General features: G+C 33.5%; 22 protein-coding genes. 8 read left to right on the top strand and 14 right to left on the bottom strand.

Translation table 11 applies throughout. The features are described from left to right. Positions 1-54 precede the first annotated feature (54 nt). The 8 genes from panB (at position 55) to ACNC7R_RS07565 (ending at position 11,065) form a co-directional block, all read left to right on the top strand. Entirely contained in the window at positions 55-873 is an 819-nt protein-coding gene (gene panB, locus ACNC7R_RS07600) for a 3-methyl-2-oxobutanoate hydroxymethyltransferase (protein WP_417940328.1), read from the top strand. A gap of 119 nt (positions 874-992) precedes the next feature. Beyond that, positions 993-1,343: a four helix bundle protein gene (locus ACNC7R_RS07595; protein WP_417940327.1), complete on the top strand. Its 351-nt coding sequence runs from the start codon at positions 993-995 to the stop codon at positions 1,341-1,343. 55 nt (positions 1,344-1,398) lie between these two features. Beyond that, positions 1,399-2,088, top strand: a complete 690-nt coding sequence (locus ACNC7R_RS07590) for an RluA family pseudouridine synthase (RefSeq protein ID WP_417940326.1) — start codon at positions 1,399-1,401, stop codon at positions 2,086-2,088. Positions 2,089-2,163: 75 nt separating this feature from the next. After that, a complete protein-coding gene (locus tag ACNC7R_RS07585; protein ID WP_417940325.1) occupies positions 2,164-3,492 on the top strand; it encodes an aldehyde dehydrogenase in 1,329 nt (442 codons plus the stop codon). Positions 3,493-3,613: 121 nt separating this feature from the next. After that, entirely contained in the window at positions 3,614-4,405 is a 792-nt protein-coding gene (locus ACNC7R_RS07580; protein WP_417940324.1) for a hypothetical protein, read from the top strand. A gap of 170 nt (positions 4,406-4,575) precedes the next feature. Continuing rightward, positions 4,576-8,490, top strand: a complete 3,915-nt coding sequence (locus ACNC7R_RS07575) for a PAS domain S-box protein (RefSeq protein WP_417940323.1) — start codon at positions 4,576-4,578, stop codon at positions 8,488-8,490. 86 nt (positions 8,491-8,576) lie between these two features. Next, the gene (locus ACNC7R_RS07570; protein WP_417940322.1) at positions 8,577-9,422 is read left to right on the top strand and encodes a neutral zinc metallopeptidase; all 846 of its coding nucleotides are present in this window, start codon (positions 8,577-8,579) and stop codon (positions 9,420-9,422) included. A gap of 251 nt (positions 9,423-9,673) precedes the next feature. After that, positions 9,674-11,065, top strand: a complete 1,392-nt coding sequence (locus ACNC7R_RS07565; protein ID WP_417940321.1) for an IS4 family transposase — start codon at positions 9,674-9,676, stop codon at positions 11,063-11,065. Between the two features lie 110 nt (positions 11,066-11,175). Here the strand turns inward: ACNC7R_RS07565 and ACNC7R_RS07560 are convergent, their stop codons facing one another. The 14 genes from ACNC7R_RS07560 to tssO all read right to left on the bottom strand — a co-directional run bounded on the left by ACNC7R_RS07560 (position 11,176) and on the right by tssO (position 24,904). Next, positions 11,176-13,011 (bottom strand): hypothetical protein, encoded by a 1,836-nt coding sequence (locus ACNC7R_RS07560; RefSeq protein WP_417940320.1) that lies wholly within the window; start codon positions 13,009-13,011, stop codon positions 11,176-11,178. A 653-nt stretch (positions 13,012-13,664) separates the two neighbouring features. Continuing rightward, entirely contained in the window at positions 13,665-14,153 is a 489-nt protein-coding gene (locus ACNC7R_RS07555; RefSeq protein ID WP_417940319.1) for a hypothetical protein, read from the bottom strand. Continuing rightward, positions 14,154-15,449: a hypothetical protein gene (locus ACNC7R_RS07550; protein ID WP_417940318.1), complete on the bottom strand. Its 1,296-nt coding sequence runs from the start codon at positions 15,447-15,449 to the stop codon at positions 14,154-14,156. 93 nt (positions 15,450-15,542) lie between these two features. Next, positions 15,543-16,040, bottom strand: coding sequence for a hypothetical protein (locus ACNC7R_RS07545; protein WP_417940317.1), 498 nt, complete (start codon positions 16,038-16,040; stop codon positions 15,543-15,545). Between the two features lie 6 nt (positions 16,041-16,046). Then, positions 16,047-17,693, bottom strand: a complete 1,647-nt coding sequence (locus tag ACNC7R_RS07540; RefSeq protein ID WP_417940316.1) for a DUF3289 family protein — start codon at positions 17,691-17,693, stop codon at positions 16,047-16,049. A 3-nt stretch (positions 17,694-17,696) separates the two neighbouring features. Continuing rightward, entirely contained in the window at positions 17,697-19,505 is a 1,809-nt protein-coding gene (locus ACNC7R_RS07535) for a type VI secretion system Vgr family protein (RefSeq protein WP_417940315.1), read from the bottom strand. Positions 19,506-19,543: 38 nt separating this feature from the next. Then, positions 19,544-19,939, bottom strand: a complete 396-nt coding sequence (gene tssD / locus ACNC7R_RS07530) for a type VI secretion system tube protein TssD (protein WP_417940314.1) — start codon at positions 19,937-19,939, stop codon at positions 19,544-19,546. Positions 19,940-20,085: 146 nt separating this feature from the next. Next, positions 20,086-20,472 (bottom strand): type VI secretion system tube protein TssD, encoded by a 387-nt coding sequence (gene tssD / locus ACNC7R_RS07525; protein WP_012025247.1) that lies wholly within the window; start codon positions 20,470-20,472, stop codon positions 20,086-20,088. A gap of 181 nt (positions 20,473-20,653) precedes the next feature. Further along, on the bottom strand, positions 20,654-21,085 hold the full coding sequence (locus ACNC7R_RS07520) for a GPW/gp25 family protein (RefSeq protein ID WP_417940313.1): 432 nt from the start codon (positions 21,083-21,085) through the stop codon (positions 20,654-20,656). Positions 21,086-21,098: 13 nt separating this feature from the next. Beyond that, a complete protein-coding gene (locus tag ACNC7R_RS07515) occupies positions 21,099-21,812 on the bottom strand; it encodes a hypothetical protein (protein WP_012025249.1) in 714 nt (237 codons plus the stop codon). Positions 21,813-21,870: 58 nt separating this feature from the next. Further along, positions 21,871-22,398, bottom strand: coding sequence for a hypothetical protein (locus tag ACNC7R_RS07510; RefSeq protein ID WP_417940312.1), 528 nt, complete (start codon positions 22,396-22,398; stop codon positions 21,871-21,873). Between the two features lie 98 nt (positions 22,399-22,496). Next, a complete protein-coding gene (locus tag ACNC7R_RS07505) occupies positions 22,497-23,867 on the bottom strand; it encodes a DUF5458 family protein (RefSeq protein WP_274253275.1) in 1,371 nt (456 codons plus the stop codon). A 20-nt stretch (positions 23,868-23,887) separates the two neighbouring features. After that, the gene (locus ACNC7R_RS07500) at positions 23,888-24,337 is read right to left on the bottom strand and encodes a hypothetical protein (protein WP_417940311.1); all 450 of its coding nucleotides are present in this window, start codon (positions 24,335-24,337) and stop codon (positions 23,888-23,890) included. A gap of 54 nt (positions 24,338-24,391) precedes the next feature. Continuing rightward, positions 24,392-24,904 carry a type VI secretion system TssO gene (tssO, locus tag ACNC7R_RS07495; protein WP_417940310.1) on the bottom strand — a complete coding sequence of 171 codons (513 nt, stop codon included), beginning with the start codon at positions 24,902-24,904 and terminating at the stop codon, positions 24,392-24,394. Between the last annotated feature and the right edge of the window lie 26 nt (positions 24,905-24,930).

Below are 24,930 nucleotides of genomic sequence, written 5' to 3'. Positions count from 1 at the left end.
CGTTTTAAAGAAAATCAGCTTTAAGACTATTCAAAAAAACTAAAAAAAGTATCAATGTCAGTAGCAAAAAAAGATTATAAAAGAATCACTACAAAGTCGTTAATCGAAATGAAAAGCCATGGAGAAAAAATTTCTATGCTGACGGCTTACGATTATACAATGGCAAAAATTGTTGATACTGCAGGTGTAGATGTAATTTTGGTAGGAGACTCTGCTTCAAACGTAATGGCCGGACACGAAACTACCCTGCCTATTACTTTAGACCAAATGATTTACCACGCTTCATCAGTTGTCCGTGCAGTAGAAAGAGGTCTTGTGGTGGTTGATTTACCTTTTGGAAGTTATCAGTCTGATCCTAAAGAAGCTTTGCGTTCTGCTATCAGAATCATGAAAGAAAGTGGCGGACATGCTGTAAAACTTGAAGGAGGAAAAGAAATCAAAGAGTCTATCCGAAAAATATTAAATGCAGGTATTCCTGTAATGGGGCATTTAGGTCTAACACCTCAGTCTATTTACAAATTTGGTACTTACAGTGTTCGTGCCAAAGAAGATGAAGAAGCCGAAAAACTGATTGAAGATGCCAAAATGCTTGAAAAAGTAGGCTGTTTTGCAGTAGTTTTAGAAAAAATACCTGCTGATTTAGCCGAAAAAGTAGCCAAAAGTATTACAATCCCGGTGATCGGAATTGGAGCCGGAAGCGGTGTTGACGGACAGGTTCTGGTTATTCATGATATGTTAGGAATGAACAATGAATTCAGCCCGCGTTTCCTTCGCCGTTATCTGAATTTGTACGAAGAAATGACCAAAGCAATCGGTCAGTATGCCGCTGATGTCAAATCGAAGGACTTTCCTAATGAGAGAGAACAGTATTAAGTTTAGATTTTTAGACTTCTTAGATGTTAGACTTCTTAGATGTTAGACTTCTTAGAGTTGAATTCTAAATTAATCTAAAAGTCTAAGCCAGTCTAATGTCTAAATAATCTAAAAATAATATGCATCAATTTAAGGAACTTTTAATTTGGAAAAAAAGCAGATTGTTTTGTTCTAAAATTTACAATGTAACTGCTAATTTTCCAAATGAAGAAAAATTCGGAATAACTAATCAATTACGAAGAGCTGCTGTTTCTATTGCCTCAAATATTGCTGAAGGATCTTCACGAAATTCTAATAAAGATTTTGCACGATTCTTAGAAATTGCCATTGGTTCTGCTTACGAGGTAGAAACCCAACTTTTAATTTCATCTGATTTAGGATTTATTAATGAACAAGACATAACAGAATTGATAAATCTTCTGGAAGAGATAACTAAAATGACTTCAAGATTCAGAGCAACTTTGTTATAATCCTGAAAATTAAATCTAAAAAGTCTAAGCCAGTCTAAAATCTAAGTAAGTCCAAATGAAAGTTCTTTCCAACAAAAACAATCTCCAAATACTCCACGAAGACAACCATATTATTGTAGTCAATAAACGTGTAGGCGATATTGTTCAGGGCGATAAAACAGGCGACAAACCTTTATCTGATATTGTAAAAGAATACATCAAGGACAAATATAATAAACCCGGTGATGTTTTTCTGGGTGTAATTCATAGGCTAGACCGTCCCACAACCGGGATTGTGGTATTTGCCAGAACGAGCAAGGCACTGTCACGAATGAATGAATTGTTCAGTAATCGGGAAACTAAAAAGACGTATTGGGCCGTAGTAAAAAATAAACCTCAGGAAGCATCAGCCAAACTCGTTCATTATTTAAAAAGAAACGAAAAGAACAATACCTCAAAAGCGCATTTAAAAGAAGTTCCAGACAGCAAACTGGCTAGTCTGGATTATAAAATTATTAAAGAACTTCAAAATTATACCGTTTTAGAGATCAATCTTCATACCGGACGCCATCACCAAATCCGTGCCCAGTTATCTGCTATTGGCTCTCCCATAAAAGGTGATTTAAAATATGGGGCTGACAGAAGCAACCCTGACGGAGGGATTCACCTGCATGCCAGAAAATTGGTTTTAATCCATCCGGTTTCAAAAGAAAGCATTACTATAACAGCACCCACCCCGGATGAAACGATCTGGAACGCTGTATGAGTTTTATGATTTAATTGTCACATTTTCAATTTATATCCTTTAACTTGCATAGTAAAAATTTAAGTTTTCATTAAAATGGACTATAAAAACGATATAAAGTACCGAAAAGAAACGCTGAAAAAATTACTTTTCAATATTCAGAAAAACGAGGATTTAATTGTAAAAGCTTTGTTTGATGACTTTAAAAAACCGGAATTTGAAGCAGTTCTGACAGAAACTAATTATGTCATTTCAGAATTAAAAAACACCATCAAAAATATGGACAAATGGGTTAAACCCGTGCGTGTTTGTCCTTCCCTGCTCAATTTTCCTTCTACCGATTTCATTTATAAGGAACCTTATGGAAACGTATTAGTCATCGCTCCCTGGAATTATCCTTTTCAACTTGCTTTATGTCCCGTGATTTCTGCAGTTGCTGCCGGAAATAAAGTGGTTTTAAAGCCCTCTGAACTTACTCCGAACACAGCTGCCATTATTGCTGAAATCATCGAAAAATCATTTCACATCAATCATGTTGAAGTTGTTCAGGGTGGTGTTGAAGTCTCTCATCAGCTGCTGGCCAGACGATGGGATTATATTTTCTTTACAGGCAGTGTGCCGGTAGGCAAAATTGTAGCCAAAGCTGCTGCAGAACACCTTACGCCTGTCACTTTAGAATTAGGCGGCAAAAATCCGTGTGTCATCGATCAGACTGCTAATTTAAAACTAGCTGCCAAGCGTATTGTGTGGGGAAAATTTATCAATGCCGGACAAACGTGCATTGCCCCGGATTATATTCTGATCCAAAAAAACATGAAGATCAACTTTATTACGTATCTGATTGAAGAGATAATCCTGGCTTATGGAAAGAAAATAAAGAACTCTCCTGATTATGCCCGGATCATCAACAGTAAAAACTGGGTACGTCTAACCGGCATGATTGCTTCAGAAAAATTAATTTTTGGCGGAGAATCGGATGCCAATGATTTTTTCATTTCGCCTACTCTTGTTGACGAACCCAGATTAGACAGTCCTGTGATGAAAGAGGAGATTTTTGGTCCGATATTACCCATTTTAGTTTATGAATCTGAGAATGATATTGATACCGTAATGCGTCAATATGAAAAACCGCTTGCCTTTTATGTTTTCAGCGAAAATGATTCTTTTGCTAAAAAAATAATTACACGCTATTCTTTTGGCGGTGGCTGTATCAATGATACTGTGGTTCATTTCACCAATAAACGACTGCCTTTTGGAGGCGTAGGTCATAGCGGGATGGGTGCTTATCACGGAAAATTAAGTTTTGACATTTTTTCTCACCACAAATCAATTGTTAAAAAAGCTAACTGGCTTGATCTTCCTATGCGTTATGCCCCTTATAAAGACAAATTAAAGGCAATTAAGAAAATTTTAGACTGGATTTAAAGGTACGAAAGCCAGACTTGTACTATTATCGTACATTATAGATTGAAATTGATTAAAAGTACTATATTTACGTTTAAATAATTCATTTAAACACTAAAAATACAAAACAATTCCAGTCAATATGAAATCTACTCTTAATCAAATCGATGACATAAAAAACAACGGATATTTTTTAGATTTTTCGAATGTTTTTAATCATGCTTTTGAAAATTATAAAAAGATAGCCTTATATGCAGGCCTTATTTTATTAGTGGTTTCTATCTTATGCTTTTTCCTTGGCGGCGGCATATTAGTGGCACTATACGGAGCTGAACACTTCAACAAAGAATTTTTTGAAAGCTTACAGCAAAATCAGCCACAAGGCACAGACCTTTTAATCTATACACTTGTTATCACTTTTATAACTGCCCTATTTACTCCTTTTACTGCAGGTTTTTTGAAAATGGCAGACTGTGCTGACAAAGATGAAACTTTTAATTTCTCGACTGTTTTTACGTATTACAAAGCTCCTTATTTTTCACGTCTTTTTAGTACTGCTTTATTGATTGGCCTAATCAGCGGAGGTATTTCTGTGGCATTCAATCTCATTGGAATTCCTGTTGTCGACAGTATTATTGCCATCGTTATTTCTTTGTTTACCTCCATGACCATCCCGCTAATTGTTTTTGGGAATCTCAATACAACAGAAGCCATTAAATCAAGTATTACTATTGTCAGCAAACAGCCCCTTGTTATCGCCTTGCTATTTATAGTGGCCGGAATTGGTTCTGCTATTGGCTTTATTGGCTGCTGTATTGGTGTTGTATTTACGATTCCTATTACCTATTCTGTAAAATATGCTATATACAGTGCTATTCTGGAAATTGATAACCCGGACTCTATTGATGCCATCGGTCAGTCTGATGAGGAATAGAGAAAGATTATTTAAAAAAACAAGATCTAAATTCTATGGTATCCAGCTATAGTCTTTTAAATTTTTTATTTCCAGGGCTGTCTCCTTTTGGATGCGCCCTGAAATTATTTTGGATAAATTATTTTATTTTAAAATCCAGTACTATTTTTTACAAAACCCATAAATTAATCATGCTGGAGATATGCCTGATTGTTTTTATGGGTGTTCTCATTTACCATTTTTTTAATATTAAAAACAAAATTGGTTCTTTCATCGAAAAAAACAAAGAGAAAGAAGTTTCCCCAAAAGAATATCAGCTGTATCTTTTGTTTTTGAGTATTACTATTATTGTAATCGAAATCATTAATGAAATTTTTAAATTACGTCCCCATAGTCTTTTGTATGTCAATTTAACGATTGGCGGCTCGATTTTGTTATTTTATTATCTGGCGATTAAGATTGAATATCTGAGAGATAAAATTTCAACCTTTTTTATTTCTATCTTCATCTTATTCACGGGGCATATTGCACATAACATTATCATACATCCCCATGATGTTGTGCCTATTATTGCTCTCTTAATTACTTTTTACTTTTCATACAGCGTCCTGAGACCTATAAAAATTTACTGGTTCTATGCAGGAGCTCTGTTCCTTTTTCATATCATTAATCTTTCGTTTGATTACGTTCCGCTGAAATCCTCTGTTTTAGTTATTACCTTTTCGCTGGTCATTTTTGTGATTAATCAGGTAAAATATGCTATATTTTTGAATACCCGCGATAATTTCAGATTTACCAATGAGATTGTGCATAAAGGAAATTCCCTAACCATCGCTTCCAACAAAAAAGGCGAACTCATTTTCTGCAGTGAATCCGTCACCGAAATACTGGGCTACACACCTGATGAAGTTATGGGAATGGGTTTCTGGCAGCTTACAGAAGATCCTGAGTTTATTGGCGAACAATTTCTGGATCATTACCAGGACAACGTTTTGTACACACGAAAATTAAAATGCAGAAACGGTGATTACAAGTATATACAATGGAAAGATAAACGTTTTTCTGAAAACCTTTTTATTAGTATCGGACAAGATATCACTGAGCAGATCAAACTTCACGATCAGTATAAAAACCTGATCCAGACTGCTGCAGATATCATTTTTGAAATTGATACTAATGGGAATTTCACTTTTATAAACGAATTTGCCTTTTATGTTTTACATTATACCGAAAAAGAAGTCATCTCTAAACATTATGCTAATTTTATCCACCCTGATCATCGAAAAAAGGTTGCCGATTTTTATAAAACCCTTGAAGAAAAGGAATTTAATTATGACACCATTGCATTTCCTATTTTAAAGAAAAACGGTGATGCCATATGGATATCCCAAAAGGTCATCATCCGCAAAAACGATATGGGAGAGACTATCGGTTTTGCCGGTATCGCCAGAGATATTACGGACCTAAAGAACAATGAAAAGGAAAAACGAATCAGACTTGAAAAAATTGAGGCTTATACTCTTTCTACCAAAAAATTATCCACTACCGATTTCAGTCATTATGAAAACCTTCACAGCGTAATCGATTTTATTATTGAAGAAGCCGCTGTTTCAAAAGCCAGCAGAATCAGCTTCTGGAAATATTATAATGACACTATTAGCTGTAAAAACATTTACAGCCAGGACAAATCTGATGTTTATTATAAAGAGAGCATCGATAAGACCTGCTATCCTATTTATTTTGAAACCTTAGAAAACAAGACAGTCATTAACGCCAGCGATGTATTCAATACACTGGAAACTTCTGAATTTAAAAAAGCGTATTTTATCAAAAATAAGATTCAGTCGATGCTGGATGTTCCTATTTTTTTTAATGGAAAACTTGCAGGAGTCGTATGCTTTGAGAGTACCCTAAAAAAAAGAGAATGGGATAATGAAGACATTAATTATGCCCGTACTATTGCTGACATCATCTCGCTTGCCATCTCATCGCAAATGCGATTGAAGGCAGAGCGGAAATTAGAATTCAAAAGTCAGTTATTATCTGCGCTAGCCCTTTGTACTGAGAAATTCTTACTGAGCAAGACGACTGAAGAAATGTTCAAAGAAACCTATAATATCATTGGGAAAGCCGCACATGCGGATCATATCTATTATTACGAAAAAGATTTTGACACTAATACTATTAGCCAAAAATATAAATGGTCGAGAGCAGAGAACTCTGACAAAAGCATCATCCTTCAAAAATTTACAGAAGAGAACTTAAAAGAAATTATTGAAAAGGCAAAAAACAAAAAAATCCTCAATATCCTGACCCGCCAACTTGGCGATACTTTTTTTAAAAAATTACTTGAAACCCATCATATCAAATCGATACTGATCCTGCCTTTGTATGTTGAGGATGTTTTTAGCGGTTTTATCGGTTTTGATGACTGTCATACCGAACATAAGTGGTCTGAAGAAGAAATCTATATTTTTCAAACCCTTGCCAACAATATTTCTTCTGCTTTGGAGCGAAACCGAAACCAGAGCAAGATTATTGAAAGCGAAGAGAAATTTAAGCTGATTACCAATAATATTCCCGGTACGGTTTACCTGTCTAAGTTTGACACTTTTTCTACCAAAATATTCCTGAATGACCAAATTTTTAATCTTACCGGCTATTCAAAAGCGGAATTTCAGGAACATAACCTCTCTTTTATCTCGCTTATCCATCCTGATGACAAAAAAGAAGTCATCAACAGCCAGTTTAATAATCTACAAAGCGGAAAGGCACTGCACAACACTTATCGAATTAAGCGAAAAACAGGAGAATACATCTGGATTGAAGAATTTGGAGATGTGATTAAAAAAGGCAATGAAATTGAATATATCGGGGGTATCTATTTTGATATTACCGATAAAAAACAAACTGAAGACGCCATCAAAGCGAAACAACTTGCCGAAGCTGCGAATAAATCAAAGTCAGATTTTCTTGCCAACATGTCGCATGAAATCCGAACACCGCTTAACGGGATTATTGGTTTTACGGATCTTCTGATGAAGACCGAACTTGGAGAAATACAGAAAAAATATATGACTACGATTAACCAGTCGGCCCACTCACTGCTGGACATTATAAACGATATTCTAGATTTTTCTAAAATTGAGGCCGGAAAACTGGAGTTGTTTATCGATCTGTACGATATCCATAAAATTGCGGGTCAGGTTTTTGACCTGATTGTGTATGAATCTAACCTTAAAAAACTGGATTTAAAACTTCATATAGCTCAGGATGTGCCCCAATATATCTGGACCGATATTGTAAGACTCAAGCAGATCCTGATCAACCTGCTCTCTAATGCTGTGAAATTTACGCATCATGGTTCGATTACAGTAAGTATTGTAGTTTTAGAAAGAAAAGAAGATGATATCTGTGTCATACGATTTTCTGTAACTGATACTGGTATCGGGATTTTAAAACAAAACCAACAGAAAATTTTTCAGGCTTTTTCCCAGGAAGACAGCTCTACCACCCGAAAATTTGGCGGAACCGGTCTCGGCCTTACCATCTCTAACCACCTGCTTGCCCTTATGGAAAGCCGCCTGCAGCTCAAGAGTAAAATAGAAAAGGGAAGCACCTTTTATTTTGACCTGACCTTAAAAACGAGTTCACATAACAGCAGCGAAAGCTATAAGACCGATTTTAACCATTTTAACACTAAAGCAGTACACATCCCTGAGTATACCCATACAGCACAATTAACCTTTATGATTGTAGAGGATAACAAGGTTAACATGCTACTGCTTAAAACCATTGTCAAAAACCTATACCCCAATGTCCGCATCTATGAGTGTGAAAATGGCTATGAGGCCTTAAAAATATTGGAGAATGTTACTCCTGATCTCATTTTTATGGACATCCAAATGCCGATCATGAACGGCTATGAAACCACTGTCGCCATACGCAACTCCCCAAACGGACAAAAAATCCCTATTATTGCCGTGACGGCAGGTACTGAAAAGGAAGAGCGCAATAAATGCCTTATCTCGGGCATGAATGATTATATACCCAAACCGATCATGAAAGGTTCTGTAGAAGAAATCTTAACAAAATGGCTAGAATAATTCCTCGTTTTTATTAGCCATTTGTTTAAAAAAAATATAAATTCGTGTAACATAAATTCCCCAATTAACTTAAAACACATTCTTTTATGAAATGGTTAGGCAGAAGACAAAGTGACAATGTTGAAGACAGAAGAGGCTTCTCTGGCGGCAAAGCGGTACTGGGAGGAGGCGTACTTGGGATCATTATTTTGCTACTTAATGTTTTTGGGGGTGAAACCGGACAAACTATAGGAAATGTCCTGGAACAACTTCAAGGCAGTCCGCAGCAAACTGAGACATCAGCCCCGTTAAGTGCAGCCGATAAAGAAATGGGCGATTTTGTGCGTGTTGTACTAGCTGACAATGAAGATATCTGGGGGAAAATCTTTGCGGAGAACGGTATGACTTATAAAAACCCAAAACTTGTTCTATTCAGAGGATCTGTGCAAACCGCCTGTGGGGGTGCTTCTTCGGCATCCGGCCCTTTTTACTGCCCTGGCGACCAGAAAGTATATATGGACCTTGATTTTTTTGATGAGCTTAGAACCAAGTTTGGTGCAAAAGGCGGTGATTTTGCGATTGCTTATGTCATTGCCCACGAAATAGGCCACCATGTGCAAACCCTGCTGGGCACCTCAGCCAAAATGCGTGAGGCGCAGGAAGGAAAAAGTGAAGCCGAGGCCAATAAATTATCTGTTGCCTTAGAACTACAAGCTGATTTTTATGCGGGTGTATGGACCCATTATAATAAAGAAAACCTGGATACCGGTGATATTGAAGAAGCTCTGAGTGCTGCAAATGCTGTTGGTGACGATGCCATCCAAAGCAAGATGCAGGGCCAGATCGTGCCTGACTCGTTTACACACGGCACCTCTGAGCAACGCATGCACTGGTTTAAAAAAGGATTTACCAGCGGTGATATCAAGTTAGGTGACACTTTTAAAGCACTATAAATATTACAAAACCGACCCATAATAACCAGGATAGGCATGATTTAACCGTCATGCTTTTTTTATTTTTTTAACTAAAAATCCATTTAACCCAGAGCCCGCATTAGAAATCTACTATACCTGTATTCTTCTTCAAAACCAAGCACTTACTCCGATTTTTAAAATCAAAATAAAAAAGTATTCCTCATTTAAAAATAGTGCGTGAGCACCTACCGTCTGGACACAAATATTTTTTTAATTATATTTGATAAAAAGTGCAGACTAGATATTTTGAAAATTTAAAAGACAAGCGATTGTTGAATAGAGGTAATTCTATTCTCAATCGCTTATTTGCTAATAGCATTTATTCGATAAGACAATTAGCAGAAAGTGACTCTGAAGCCAAAGCGATTTATCGATTTTTGCAAAATGATAATGTCAGTGAGGCTGATATTATAAAGAATATGTCTTTTAATTGTGTAAGCTGTGTGGAAGAGAAATCTGTTTTGTGCATTCAGGATAGCAGCGAAATAAACCTCTATAATCACAAGAATAGGATAAAAAAGGATGAATCAATTGGACTGACTAATGCTTCTGTTGGTGGACTTGGCTTCTTTATTCATCCAAGTTTTATTATAGATGCAGATACCTTAATGCCTTATGGTTTTTCTGATGTGAAAATATGGAATAGAGGTCATGAACTGCCCCCTAAAATGAAGACCAATACTCACAATCGTATACCTATTGAAGAAAAAGAATCTTATAGATGGATAGATTCTTCTCTTGAAACTAAGAAAAGACTAAGTAAAGCAAAAGAAATAATCATTATTCAGGACAGAGAGGGAGATATTTTCGAACAATTTTGTCTTGTTCCCGATAGTAAAACGCATTTATTGATTAGATCTCGATTTAATCGATTGTTGGATAATAAAATAAAACTTTTCGATCATCTTAGTTCTCAGCCACTTCAAGGAACTTACACAATTGAACTAGAAGGAAACAGAAGGAGAAATATCCAGAAAAGAACAGCTACTATAGAAGTACGTTTTTCAGAAATAACAATAGGCAAACATCAATATTCGGGTAAACATCTCCCAGACAAAATCAATCTTTACGCTATTGAGGCAAAAGAAGTAGGAGAAAATATTGAAAACCCAATACTTTGGAGATTATTAACTACTAAAAAAGTTGAAGATTTACCAACTGCATTACTTTGTATCGAATGGTATACCTATAGATGGACTATTGAAGAAGTATTTAGAATTTTAAAGAAAGAGGGCTTCAATATAGAAGCCAGCGAATTATCTCAAGGAAAAGCAGTTCGTAAACTATGTCTTTTGATGCTGGAGACTATTATAAAGCTCTTTATAATGCAAATAGCCTATGCCACGGAAGAAGAGACTGAACCAAGAAGCTGTTTTTCAGAGCAAGAAATGGAATGTTTAGAATTGCAAATTATACAATTAGAGGGTAAAACCGAAAAACTAAAAAACCCATATAAATCGTCAGATTTGAAACGATATATATGGGCTATTGCTAGATTAGGAGGATGGAAAGGCTATCTTTCTGAAAGAAAACCTGGCATCACAACCTTTTGGATTGGTCTGCAAAAATTCAATTCAGTCATGCAAGGCTGGACACTCTTTAGAGATGTGTCCAGACGGTAGGCGTGAGCACCTGCTTTTATTGAACAATTCAGCTTAATAACAATGTCTAATGCGAACTCTGGGTTTAACAACAGTCAATGGATTTTTAATAATTATTATTTTTTTATAAATTAATTTTCTACAACCAATCTATACGGAAATACATTGGAGGATCTGTTCTTAAGCTGTTTCATAAAGCTGTCACATAGATACTCCCATTCTGTATCAGACAGATACTGTTTTTCAACTGGATTTACCTGTAAATAAATATCTACTGTACGGCTGAAACCTGCTTTTACAGAAATCTCTTTTCGTGTTCCTTTTTCTATTCTAATATCTAAAATGCAGCTTTTAAAATGATGAAAACCAAATGCTTTGATATCGGCAAACGTTACAATTCTGCCACGAGTCAACAGCGCATTCCGGTATGCTAAGATTCGGTCTTTATTGTTTTGTTTGTTCATTCCACCGACAGTATTGGTAATCAATACAGCTTCCTTACTTACAAACAGCATATCTTTGGTTTCCAAAACAGTTCCGGCTTTGATGTCATTTGCTTCTTCTGCACAGGTTGACCAATAATGTATCGAAAATGATTTACCTATAGATTCATCAATCTTTGGCTTAATCATTAAATAAGGATCATTATTTTTAGAAAAGCTGCTTTCTCTCGCCTGCTGTTCTACAGATGCCAAAAGCTGATTAATTTCAACCAATGAGCTGTTCATAAAATCTTTTCCTAAACCTGCAAAAGAAGAACTTTCGTCTTTTAGCAAGTCTAATACATTTTGAAGTAGTTCTGATGCACTTCTTGAATCAAATCTTGAAACCCCGCCTGTTCTTAGTACTGCATTTCCTTCTTCAATAACACCATCTTTAAATTCCTTTATTTCATAATGATTATTGAATCCATCGATAACCGTATCCACATCCAGATAAATATTGTTATCCGTTTCTAATGCGATATAAGATAAGAAATTACCAAGCGTTTTATTGATGATATGTTTCTTTTTGTTAATTACCGGAAAACAGTTTGCCGTAAAAGAAACATTATCTAATATTTGAGGAATTAAGGATTCCGGGAAAACCATTTTTATCCAAATAATAGGATTATCATTTCTATTGGTTATAGCTTCAAAATACTTGTATTCTTCGCCGTATTGATTAATTGGCTTGTAGTTTAATGATCCTTTAAGTGTATAAAAGTTATCAAAATAAAACTCGTTTACCTCCTGCATTATTTCGCTCAGATGTCTGTAATTACGATTTATAATGCTCTTAATATCAATATTATCTATAGGAACATTATAACCTTCTTCTACCGTGATTTGTATGTCATCCTGAAAACATTTCATTTGTTTTAAATAGTAATGAAACATCTCTTTCTGATGTGTATTTTTAATGTCTATATACAACATTAAATCTTCGATGTATTCAACTTTCAGATTTGTTAATTCAATTCCTAAAAACACAACACCTGAAGGCAGTGAATGTTTGTAATCTCGTATGGCATCTTTATAAAAAAGATTTGAAGTTTCGAACAAATTGCGTTCATAAGCTACATATTTTATTTCTGCCGAAGACAGCTTTACTTCTAATGTTGGCGATAAAGCGATCTCTTTAGTAATGGGTGCTAAAGGATTGTAAATGTTATGAATTCTTCGACTTGCCGACATTTGGTTCTGCAATGAAACTTTCATACCATTCTCTATTGGTAAAGCATGTAAAATGGCTCTTGCTGGTTTTACTCCTGCTGTAACTTCAGGAAACATAATTTCCAGAACTCTTTCTACAACTCTTGTCTTAGAGTCTTCGAGTTCGTGGGCTACTTTTTCTAATTCGTAAGACAATGCATTAAGCATCATTGATACAACAGGATCAAATGATGTTTCCATCTCAACATCAGAAAAGCCCCATGATCTAGCCGCTCTTTTTAGCACTCTGTCTTTTATTCGATCTTGTCTCATTTTTTTATTCTTTGCATATACAATGTGTCAGATTCTTTTCTAATAAATCTATACTTTAAATTTTCGACATGTTGTGACCAAACTGTAACAATAGTATCAGTTTTATAATCATCACAAATAAAAATAAAGTCTCCTATAGACTCTGAATTATTTTCAATCTTAAAATATCCTTTTTCATTACTAAATGTAGATTTGAAATTCTGACTGAAATTTTCCTTAACCAATACCCGGTTTATTGGTTTTCTTGAAGTTTCATCATACACGTATCCACTATAACATTTTTGTAATTTGGTGCAATTTATCAGCATCATTAAAACGGGCAGTAGTATATATTTTTGATTCTGTTTCAATCAGCAACTATTTAATTATTAATTCCCATTCGTCAGCTTTGTATTTTTCTTGTACTTTTTCAATTTTTGGTTCTGATTTTGATTCTTTATAAAACAATTCTTCATAATAACTTTTAATTACCTTAAATACTGAATCTTTGATTATAACTTTAAAATTTATTGGAAATCGAACAATTCCAAAGTACTGCTAATAAAACAACATATATAATCACTGTAAGGTTTACAATCCAAATAAATAATGAACCAGCCGGGGATACTTTTTTGTAACCTTGACTGCCGGCTTTTAAAAATTTCGTATAAAAACTACTCCAGAAAAACATTTATAGTATCGAAATTCTCAGAACTATCTTCAAAATCTTTGTTAGAAGGAATACTTTTATAATATAGATTACAATAATATTCGCCTATATTCTTTCCTGCGTTGATTTTTGATGCTGTATTTTTAAAATCAAAAAATTTGTATTTCTTATCTCCTTCTGTTTCAATTATGAGAGTATCCGACTTTAAAATTTTAGATTCGATATAATATTTAGTGTCTGAATCTTTAATTCTTTGATATTCTACTTTCTTAGCTTTTCCATCTTTTCCAATTAAGATTATTTGAAAGTTTTTTACCATTTTCGTTTTACTTATATTTCTATAAAAAGAAATATAAATTCTTCCGCCATCTGCAATAAATTCAGATGAATTACAACGATTACTATTTGTATAATCTTGTATTTTAAAAAAACAGTAGCGAAAAACAAAAAAAACAATAATAACACCTAATAAAATTGATACTATTTTTTTCATTTATTTACATTTAATATAACCATTATAATTATTCATAAAATGGGAAGAAGATATTGCTTTCTTTAAATATCGAGAAGCTCCGTTTGGATTTGTTCCCCATGTATAAACTTTAAAATCTATTTCGTCTTGCTTCGGAGTAAAAAAACCAGGAATATAATTCCATGTTATTGGAGATTCTAAAACTACCCAATGCAAGTCTAATGCCGAAACGTCCCACACATCACTAATTAGATCAGAATCTATCATTAAAATTAATTTATAACCTGCGTTAAATTGCTCATTGATATCATCAATTTTCTTTTGAATATCGAAAGTTGTATAAGCCAGAGGTTTTACCGGATTGTAAATTCCTTTTGAATATACATCTTTGTAGCCAAGAAATTTTTCGGACAATTTAGTCATTAAAGGAGGCCAATTAATAGCCTGAAATTCCTCATCTCCTCCCTTATATTTAGGATTATCTGTATTCCTAGTTGAGGCCATAGTTATGTAGTCGACTGCCGGCATATTTGATGTTTTCATAGGAAAACCTGATTTATTAACCATTTTCTCTAAAATCTCAGTATCAGGTTTCACTGTGAAATTGTTTACTGAAGAAATACCAGTTCTAAAAAGTTCTTTGGCAAATTTTTTATATTGTGCTGGCTGTTCCTTTGCAAACAAATAAAAAATACATGCCATGCCACATAAAGATGTTCCTGCCTGGTCTATTTTCCAAGGCTGATTATTATCAGTTCTATCCTTTATTTCTTCTTCGACCTGCATTCTGTCAAACCATCTAAATCTGTTATGTTTCCATACTTTTAGTTCAGCCTCAGTTTTATGATCTTTAACATAAGCACGGATATATATAAAACGTCCACACATATCCTCTTCATTCATAGTGATTTTTAAACTCTCCCCTTTTTGTGATAGTGAAATTTCTTTCCATGAATTATCTGCTAAACTATGATATCTTAACATCCATTTTATATTCAATTTATTCTTGGGAGAATCCTTGACATAACTTTTAACTTTAAAATGATATGTTTTGCCAAAAATCATTCCATCCTGAAATGTACCTGTTTTATCATTTGCAGAACCTTGATCTAATTTAGTTATTAGTTCAATTTCTTTAACAGCTTCATTTACTTCTTTTACAGGTGCATCTTTCGGATCTCCGTACTTAATTCCTGTGTCACTTGTCTCGTTTACTGTCTGACCAGAATTATATACAATATTACCTCCAGAATAAATATTGTGATCACCTCCGGTAGTTTTTGTTATAGTACCTCCAACTAATCTTATTCTGCTCATAATGAATCTTTCTGTAATTTTAATTCAATTAATTTAATATTTACTTTGGGGAGATTTAATTATTTTAAAAGTGATTAAAACTCATGGAAGATTTTACTTTTTATCATTTTTACAATTGTATAAAATAGTATCTTTTAAATTTCTTTGCATATCAAAATACGAAATTTTGGCTGTCCAATCTTTGTCATTTCCGCATTTATCAATTGTAATTTCTCCAATACCATTTTTTGAATAGTAATCTTGTAAAACCTGACTTGTTAGCCCGCCTGGGTCATCGGCATTTTCAATAAAATAGGATGTAGAATTATTTTTCTCGTAAAGAAAAACAGTAAATGAATAAGCATCTTTGTTTATAGCAGCATCTTTCAAATTTTGATTTTTATATTTAATAAGCATATCTAGTATTTCTTTATCTCCATGAGGAGCATTCTCTACCAAAATGCTTTTATAAATAAATTTTTCTCCTTCGCGATCTCCTCTATCAAAAAAACCTTCTCCGCTGTGTTTCTCTAAATTTATAAACGTAACTTTCTTCTCTTGGCAAGAAAATAAAAATGCTGTTATGCTTATTAAAAAAAATAGTTTTTTCATCCTTTTTTAAAATTTTGGCTCCCTCATCATTTTTGCTCTTTCTTCCTCTGCCCATTTTTGTGCTTTTGCGCGTTCTTCAGATTTCCTTTTGTCTGTTCTTTCTTTTTTACCTTCTTCAATATTACCAGAAAATGTTCTTTCGAAAGTCATTTTAGTGATAAAAGGCTTGTATCCTCTTAAATGCTGTAAAACAAACCATGTTACAAAAGTTTCTCCAACACTTGGAATAATATTAAAAACTTTTTCCATATCGGGTAAATCAAGTCCAAAATGATCCCATAGAGTTACTTGATATTTTCCTGTATAGCTGTCTTTATCAAATTTTAATTCTTGTAAAAGTACTTCTGTAGCCCAAATATCATTTAAAGCAATAGTTAAGCCACCTGTTACATTACTTAAATTGTCATAAGAATACATTGGTTTAGTAAAATACTCTTTATTCTTCGTTTTTCGATTTCTCGTTATGGTTTCAGGACTCCCGAAATAAGGTTTAGCATCTTCTGCCTTTTTCAAATCTGCCACATTTTGCTTTAACTGTTCTGCGATATAATCCTCAACATTCATACAATATTTTTTTGTATTCGGATTATCACTTACATACTTAGTTAATATTCTATCTTCATAAACACCGCCTTCATTTTTTTTGAATTTAGCAATCATACGTTCTATATTTCCTTGTAACTCGCCAGAAGCAAAATATAAAGTTGCTGTCTGCTCAAAATCCCAAAACAAACTCTCTGTAGAAAGTTTATCAAATAATCGTACATCTAAACCTGTTGAAATTTCCGGAATTAATTTCTTTATAATTGGAATATTAACCTTGTAACTTGTATTATAACATTCCTCTTTGCTGTATTTAGCTTTATTTTCGACATTGTCCTGATGTGAAAAAGAGACATGCTTTTGATTATCAAAACCTCGCTCTTCATACTCTTTTTTAAATTTTTCAAGGACATCTTTATAATAGACTTCTCCAATATGCTTTACACCTTTTCCGTAGGTCATATCGTCAGCAATCTTTGAGCCATCACTGTTTAATCCCGGCATTTTGTAGCGGTCAATGACTATTGAACCTACTTCCAGATAATTTTTTCTGTCTGCTGGATATTGAACATTTTCACTTTTATAACTACAGCGAAAATAAAGCTCTAAACATTTATCCTGTTCTTCAGAAATTAATGATCCTAAACCTGTTAAGTTTATTTCTTGTACTATTTTATTATCTGTTACTTTGGCAACAAGAACCTGTTTTTTTGATTTTGTATTAATTAATTTAATCGCATCATCTTTATCTTTCCTGCCATCTTTATTTGGAGCTTCTTCTTTTTCATGATTGTCTTCATCAAATAAGGATAAAAATACTGCATTACCATTAGGGATTTCTTTAGTTTTTAAATGAAAAAAAACTATCATACCGGGTACTGCCCTTTTTATTTTTTTCTGTCCTTCTCTATCCAAAGCCCACCAGCCGTCAACGAAATGTAATTTTGAAACAGGTGGAAAACTTTTAGGTTCTCCGTAAGTAATCCCTGCATCACTTGTTTCGGTAACAACTTTACCCGAATTATAAACAATATTACCCTCAGAATATATATTGTGATCGCCGCCTGTAGTTTTTGTTATAATACCTCCAACTAATCTTACCCTGCTCATACATTAGAAGGATTTAGATTTCTCGGCGCTATTAATCTGTATTTCTTTTTTAGAGTGCTTATTTATTCCGCCTTCACTACTATTTTCAATTCCTTTAACTCCAACTTCCTGCCTTTCTTTAGCCGTATGAGATTCAAGATTGCCTTCAATGTTTTCCATAAAGTTTCCTGTAACATTAAGCATATGATCACCTCCAACGGTAGTATTAAGCATCATTCCTACAATGCTCATTTTATCGGCTCCGGCACTTTCTGTAATATTCATTCCAGCACTTATACTAATATTTTGAGAAGCATTAAAATTGATATTTTGAGCATTAAGATCAATAGTATTGTTTGCAGTAATACTAATATTGCCACCAATCGTGTCAAATACAATTTCGTTACCATTTTTATCAGTAATTAAGATGCTCTCATCTTCAGTAAATTTTATAACATGCCCACTTCGGGTATGAATTGCTTTAATATTGTTTTGTGCATCGGCATAACCACTTGAGTCTTGTCCGTTATATTGCGCACCAATTACGTACGGATTTTGAACGTTATTGCCTTCAAAACCAATTAAAACCTCTTCTCCGATTTCTGGTACAAAATAGAATCCTTTTCCTGCTCCTGTATGGGGCTGAATCATACGAATCCATTCGCTTACAATGGTGCTTCCGTTTCCATAAAACTGTACCTTAACACGTCCTAATCCTTCTGGATCGTTGTTGTTTTTAACTTCGGCTGGCTGACTCTCTGCTTTTGCAAAAACATGAACATCGGTATAATGAGGTGACGCAACATCGGCAGGAATGGCTTTAAATTCGCATGAATAATTTCCGTGTACCTGAGAATGATGCGTAACTTCTATCGCAATTAATTCGTGTTCTACTGTTTGATTTTGTATTGTAAAGACTTGTCCGAGTCCGATAGGAAAATAGGAGATTCCGCTATAGTACACACTATTGGCATCGTTCCCAGCAGTCTGTAATTTAACCATCTCTTCAAGATCCTCTTTATTCATAGCATTTGTAGTGTAAACACCATTGCTCAATTCTGCATTTGCTACGGTTCCCTGATTATAATTTACCACAGCTGAAAAACTGTCTTTACTGCCGGAACTGGTTTTAGCAGCAGCGTTTTGAATACTACTCACATTGCTATAGTCATATCCTGCCAAAGAGACTTTATGAGAAACCATATTGGCCTGAATCTTAAAGCTATGGAGTGAGGCTCCGTTGATTAATTGGGTCTGACTGTTTTTTGTCTGCCCAAACTGCATACGCATTCCATCAAAATAAAACCACTGTCCATAGCGGGCTGATAACCTCTTTAAGAACTCAAAACTGGTTTCATTGTATTGTAAAAGATTTTTAAATTCCTTTTGATAAGTCGATTTGATTGAATCCCGCTGATAAAATTCACCCGGACCTTCGGCAAAAATACTCAACACGACATCATCCATACTACGATCTTTAAAGGCTCTTGATTTTTTTATATCATCAATCACAATACTGTGACTCACACCGGAAACGTGTAATCCTGCCGGGCTTCCATCAACATCTACTGATGAAAGTTCAGTAATTATACCTTTGCTCATTAATCTGATTCCGGTAAAACTTTTAAAAGTAAAAATCACCTCATCGCCAAGGTATTTTCTCAATGCTTTTGCCTGTTCAGCCGGATTAATTACAGCTTTACCTGTATATTGCCAAACAAAAGAAAAATGATGATGATCGGCCATTTTTTGAGATAGCTTTAAATCATAATAAACAACGTTTTGGGTAAAACTTCCTATAGTTATATGTACTTGTTCTGAAAAATGTGCCATAATGATGTCCTTGGGGTTTTTAATTAGCTTTTAAACAATTAATCTAAAGCAATCCAATTGTTTGAGAATTTAGCATCTCCAAAAGTCAATTCTTTTGCTACTAACTCCATAGTAATTCTCATTGGGATTTCGGTAGTGCTCGTAAACTGTTCATCATAGCCCACACAAAATGCTTTTGTAAACGAAAGTTCTTTCATCTTACTTAAAGCATCTCTTCTGTAAAAAACAATTTTTCCGTCTTTGGTTAAATCACTATTTAACATCCATGATAAAAAATGACTATTCTGACTTGCTTCGATAATCATTTTTATAACCCCGCCTTTGGCATTACCGGTAGGTTTACTTGTTGTATCAATTTCTTGTTTAAAACCAATATTAAATTCAAGAACATTATATTCTTCTCCGTCTATATGTAATTTAGATAAAAAACTCATGATGTAGATTTATTAAGATTATTAAATGGGGACTATGATTAATCTTTGTAAGATTGGGTTTAGCCTAAAAAATTAAAAACAAAAAAGGAAGTCCAAATTAATGGACTCCCTTAATAGCTTAATTAAAATTGATAAAGTCCAAAGGATTATACCCAAGCATTATCAAATTCTCCTCCACCCATCGAAATTTTACGAGCAGAAATCATAAAAGTTTCCGTTAATGGATTTTCACTGTTATGATCAAAGTTTTCTTTGTACTTAACCATGTAAGCCTCTGTAAACTTTAGCTCTTTTAAAGTAGCATTTGAATCACGTTTGATGAATTTTACTGACCCGTCTTTTCTTTCGAAATTGTTAGTCATCCATTCAAATAATTCAGTACTTCCAGTTGATTCAACTTCGATCATGATTCTTCCACCGCGTGTTACCGTAGATGGACGCCCAGAAGCATCTGTTTCTTGAGCTAAATCATAACTTACGTTTAATACTTTGTAATCTTTTCCTGCTACTGTTAATGATGTTAAAAACGACATAATGAAAAATTTTTAATTATTAATTTATTTATTTATGCAGTAAATATATAAATAAAATCTTATTATAATAATAAATTTAGTAAAATTTTATTTACATTACAGAGACATCAGATTATCAAGTATTTAATAAATTAAAAATTATATTTTCTAAACAAAATGATATAAAAATAGTACTAAAAACCTATTTATATGATAATGGACCAACAAAAAAATAACCTCTAAAATTAAAATCTCTGTTTGTACTTTTAATAGTGGCTTCAATTATAATATCCACTTTCTTTTTAGCTCTGCTTACATCATCAACGAAATATTGAGTTTCTGACAATTCAACTCTTAATTCATTTACCTTTATTCTTTTTTCATGAAAAAGCAGCGATTGTTTCATTGTTTTTGAAATGATTTCTTTAAGGGTATTTTCATTCATCAGCAAATCAAAATCAATCTCCCAGATTTTTGAGCCAAACGTTTCATCAAACTTACATTCTCCAAATGTAGTTGTAGCCAATAAAATAATCTGCTGTGCGATAGAGTGTTCTATTGATGTTTTTTCCAGCTCCTTTTTTTGTATGACGCTGTTAAAGTCTATAGGCAGTTTATAAAATGCTCCTTTCATATTTTGGTATTTATTAAATATAAATCAATCTGTCTGTACGTCCCTTTTTATCGGTTTCCATTTCTTTTGAAACCTGTTTACGCTTAATGATATGCAGTTTTACTGAAGGCGTAAGCTTTAGAAATTTCTCTCTGTATAATATGTCGCCTATAAAACGCTGTCCCTTTTTTTCATCTACAATTACAAAATAGCTGATTCCTTTTTCGACTTTCAGCGTATTTATATCACCGGCAAAAATTTGAATGTTTTGTTCGTCTTTTTGAAAGCTGTAAGTGAGTTCATCTTTATTTAATTTTCTGTATCTGGAAATGTCATACGTTTCCATTTCTTCTTTTAAAGGTTCGAAAGGAATGTTTTCAAAAAGAAAGTTTTTGGGTGCTAAAAATTTCAGTCCAAAAAAACGCCACAATCCTTTTTTCTTTGTCTGCTGTTTATAGAAAAAAGTATCACGGGTGACTTTATAAATTTCTTTTTCGTTAGTTTTATCATCTGTAACAATCATTTGATAAGTCGGCACTTCAATTTCAGCAGGAATTTCGGCACCTTCAAAATGAGTTTTCAAATACACAGACCCAATCTGCTGTTCAGAGATAATAATATTAATACTGTGTTTTTTTAGCGCAGAATCTGTTCTTACAATCACTTTCCCTTCTCCGCTTCCTGCATAAAAAACAGAACCGTCGTTATCTGTAAGTCCTAATGAAAGGTTTAATTCCGGAAATGGCATATTTTGATTTTTTTGATATTATACTTGAGTGTTGTTTGCGTTTATTTCGACTAAAAAATTATCTTTTTTTCCTCACTTTATAGCGTTTTAAACAGTGCAGATAAAACTTTATATTTTGATTATCAACTTCTGTCGGGCTAAATTCATAGTCCTTTTTTAGTGTGAAAAATTTTATGGTATTGATATTATTTGACATTAATTTTTTTATATCTCTTCGGGTAAGTTCAAGGGCAGCGATTCCGTCACAATTTACCTTAAAAGTATTTTTAAGAATATACATTTCTCCATTTTTAAAATAGAGTTCCAACGGCTGTTCTTGTTTTACACAGACATTATCTGTGAAAATTTTAAAATATAAATAAATACTGCCTCTTCTTTTTCCTAACTGAAAAACAGCATATTCATAATCTTCATTATATACACGAAGTAAAATGGGTGCCGCACTTGCAAATAACTTTCCTGAAAGCAATAAATCGTTTTGCGTTATAGGGCAGCTTAAAGTATCAATTTGATTTACTTTTTGTGCTTTAATCGAATTTGAAATTAAAAACAAACCGACTAAAAGTAATATTTTAAGTACGTTCATGAATTTGAATTATTTGATTTGATCATTCAAAAGATCAATGTTTTGTTTAAAAAAGGAAACACATAAACGTGTTCCCTTTTTTTCAATTTACTGTACAATTATTTTTGTTCGTAATCTGTATCCCATTCTGTTCCGTCGTCACCTTTGTGACCATCCATTTTAATAAGGAAGTTTTTAGCAGGGAAATAAGGTTTCATATGGATATCCATATAAATTCTGTCTTTTTGAATTGGATCTTGTTCAAATCTGCGGATTTCAAAATTCTCAATTAATTTATCCGGACCAGTGATTCCGTCAAGGAAAGCCACGATCTGATTCATAATTTCTTTACGCGTTTTAGCAGTAAAGTTTTCGAAAGCACGACGATTAAGGAAATCCATTAATACTTTAGTCACATAATCAAAAACACGAACTACAGAGTACGTTTGCAATCCTAAATTATCTCCGCTGAATAATGTTTTAGCAGAAAAAGCCATTACTTTTCCGTATTCATTTACCATCGGAACCAATCCTAAGTTTTCAAGATTAGCGATTTCACTTTTCTTAAGATCAAATTTTACTCCGTCAACTTCATTAATCCCTCCAAATTTCTTACCTGCAGTAACCTGAGACATTAATGTTTTGTATATTTTTCCTGCCAATGCAGCTGAAGGTGCAACGTGTAAATCTTCGCTTTCTCCAATTTGATCAAATCTGCCGCGGCCAACAAGCCAGTTGCAAGTCATGATTACGTTAGAACGGTAAACATCTCCTCCAGTCAATGAAGCCGCATCAAACATTTCCATTACATCATCCGGTTCATCAAGATGTTCGAAATCTGTAACCAACATTACTTTATTTTCATGCGCAATTTTTGCCCATTTTTCAATCACTTTATTAGAACCTAAATATCCAGGAATTACCAAAATTCCGTAGTTGTTTTTAAGATCTAAACGATCATAATTATCAACTAATTCTGAGTGAATAGCATCAATAAAACGAGTATTGTCAAGGTCTTTTAACTGATCTAATTCTGCGTTTACAATCGTAACATTTTTTACCTTATCAGATTCTGTGTTTTTAAAGAATAAAGCCAGTGTTCTGTAAGCAGCTTCAATTTCTCTTGTATCTTCAACAGCTTTAGCAAGGTTTTTTTGAAGTAAAGCTTCAGATTCTTTGCATTTATCTTCACTTTGTGCCACCATATCAGTCAAAGCTTCATTATTGCTTAAAACTGAAGACCAAAGTTCTAAAGTCTTTAAAAGAGTTTCTCTTTCTTTTGCTTTGTTTACTTCACCCAAAAAGATTTTTCTTCTTGCTTTTCTATCCGGGTTAAGGTTTTGAACTCCTTCAATTGCCATTTCTAATAAATCAAAACCGCCGTATTTAGCCAGTTTTTCAACATTTTTTTCAATTGAAATTCCTTTTACTGCTTTTGGTTCTAATACTGCTGTATCAAGATCACCTTTATATGCTTCTTTGCTTGACATATCTAAAATATTTTAATTTCTTATTTGTTTTCTTTTAACTCGTTGATCAGTGCTCCAAGACTTTCTAGCAAAGCTTGTTTTGCTTCTCCGTCTTCTAAAGCCGCTTTTAAAATCTTATTTGATTTTAACTGACGGATAATTTTTTGATACTGATCTTTTTCTGTTTCAAGATCAGATAAAAAATTGCTTTGTGTTGTAATTCCTTTTATACCAAAATCACCTAAGTTTTTAAAGTTTAAAGGCTCAACTTTCGTTGCACCATCAGCAGTTTCAAAATTTACTTTTACTTCTGGTTTAAAGTGTTCAAATGCTTTTTCGATACTTGTAATTCCTTCTACCAATTCTGGTTTTACAGGAGCATCTACTGTTAATTTTTGAGCAACAAGTGTTCTGTTTTGAGGGATTGCAGTGATCGCTTCATCTGCATCTATTTTTACTTCATTACCTCCAATTCCATAGTTTGACAACATAATTTCAAATTTTTAAATGATTAGTTTATTAATTTCTTTACTCTAAATTTCTAATTATTGATTTTGATAAATCTGACGGCATACATCCAGATCTCTGCTTACTTTTTCTAATTCTTCTTTGTATGTTTTAGCCGACTGGTTCAAACTGTCTATTAAGTGCGAATTGTGTGTAAGGCTTCTAATTTGTTTTTTATAATCAATAATATTCTTGTAGGCCAGAATAACATTGTTATATAATTTTTTGTTTTCAGTTGTGTCTTTTGGTACTTTTTGATAGATATTCGCAATCATAACATTTGCCAGACGCTGCTGAAAATCATTATCAACTTTTGGTGAATTGATTGAGTCGATTATCATTCTGATACTGTCAATTTTTACCGAAAAATTAGTTTGATAATCGTATTCTCTTTTCATCATTTCATTTTCTGCTTTCAACATTTTATTTTCTGCCACCGGCATATAAAAGTTGAACGAAACCGCAATCAGCATAACACAGAATGTCAGGGTAAAGGCAATTAAAAAAGCGATAAATGCTTTCTGGCGTTCTTGTTTATTTAATACTTCCATAATTTTATATTACTATTTTATTTTTT

It is taken from the genome of Flavobacterium adiutor (assembly GCF_048282555.1).
Lineage (GTDB): Bacteria > Bacteroidota > Bacteroidia > Flavobacteriales > Flavobacteriaceae > Flavobacterium.
The sequence above is the reverse complement of the archived record's forward strand: the minus strand, read 5'-3'. Positions and strand labels throughout refer to the sequence as shown.

Coding starts and splice junctions, on each gene's coding strand:
- ACNC7R_RS07580 (WP_417940324.1), top strand. CDS start 3,614: ATGAAATCTACTCTTAATCAAATCGATGACATAAAAAACAACGGATAT.
- tssO (WP_417940310.1), bottom strand. CDS start 24,904: ATGGAAGTATTAAATAAACAAGAACGCCAGAAAGCATTTATCGCTTTT.
- ACNC7R_RS07545 (WP_417940317.1), bottom strand. CDS start 16,040: ATGAAAAAACTATTTTTTTTAATAAGCATAACAGCATTTTTATTTTCT.
- tssD (WP_012025247.1), bottom strand. CDS start 20,472: ATGTCGTTTTTAACATCATTAACAGTAGCAGGAAAAGATTACAAAGTA.
- ACNC7R_RS07575 (WP_417940323.1), top strand. CDS start 4,576: ATGCTGGAGATATGCCTGATTGTTTTTATGGGTGTTCTCATTTACCAT.
- ACNC7R_RS07550 (WP_417940318.1), bottom strand. CDS start 15,449: ATGAGCAGAATAAGATTAGTTGGAGGTACTATAACAAAAACTACCGGA.
- ACNC7R_RS07595 (WP_417940327.1), top strand. CDS start 993: ATGCATCAATTTAAGGAACTTTTAATTTGGAAAAAAAGCAGATTGTTT.
- ACNC7R_RS07535 (WP_417940315.1), bottom strand. CDS start 19,505: ATGGCACATTTTTCAGAACAAGTACATATAACTATAGGAAGTTTTACC.
- ACNC7R_RS07520 (WP_417940313.1), bottom strand. CDS start 21,085: ATGAAAGGAGCATTTTATAAACTGCCTATAGACTTTAACAGCGTCATA.
- ACNC7R_RS07555 (WP_417940319.1), bottom strand. CDS start 14,153: ATGAAAAAAATAGTATCAATTTTATTAGGTGTTATTATTGTTTTTTTT.
- ACNC7R_RS07590 (WP_417940326.1), top strand. CDS start 1,399: ATGAAAGTTCTTTCCAACAAAAACAATCTCCAAATACTCCACGAAGAC.
- panB (WP_417940328.1), top strand. CDS start 55: ATGTCAGTAGCAAAAAAAGATTATAAAAGAATCACTACAAAGTCGTTA.
- ACNC7R_RS07540 (WP_417940316.1), bottom strand. CDS start 17,693: ATGAGCAGGGTAAGATTAGTTGGAGGTATTATAACAAAAACTACAGGC.
- ACNC7R_RS07560 (WP_417940320.1), bottom strand. CDS start 13,011: ATGAGACAAGATCGAATAAAAGACAGAGTGCTAAAAAGAGCGGCTAGA.
- ACNC7R_RS07570 (WP_417940322.1), top strand. CDS start 8,577: ATGAAATGGTTAGGCAGAAGACAAAGTGACAATGTTGAAGACAGAAGA.
- ACNC7R_RS07515 (WP_012025249.1), bottom strand. CDS start 21,812: ATGCCATTTCCGGAATTAAACCTTTCATTAGGACTTACAGATAACGAC.
- ACNC7R_RS07505 (WP_274253275.1), bottom strand. CDS start 23,867: ATGTCAAGCAAAGAAGCATATAAAGGTGATCTTGATACAGCAGTATTA.
- tssD (WP_417940314.1), bottom strand. CDS start 19,939: ATGAGTTTTTTATCTAAATTACATATAGACGGAGAAGAATATAATGTT.
- ACNC7R_RS07585 (WP_417940325.1), top strand. CDS start 2,164: ATGGACTATAAAAACGATATAAAGTACCGAAAAGAAACGCTGAAAAAA.
- ACNC7R_RS07500 (WP_417940311.1), bottom strand. CDS start 24,337: ATGTTGTCAAACTATGGAATTGGAGGTAATGAAGTAAAAATAGATGCA.
- ACNC7R_RS07510 (WP_417940312.1), bottom strand. CDS start 22,398: ATGAACGTACTTAAAATATTACTTTTAGTCGGTTTGTTTTTAATTTCA.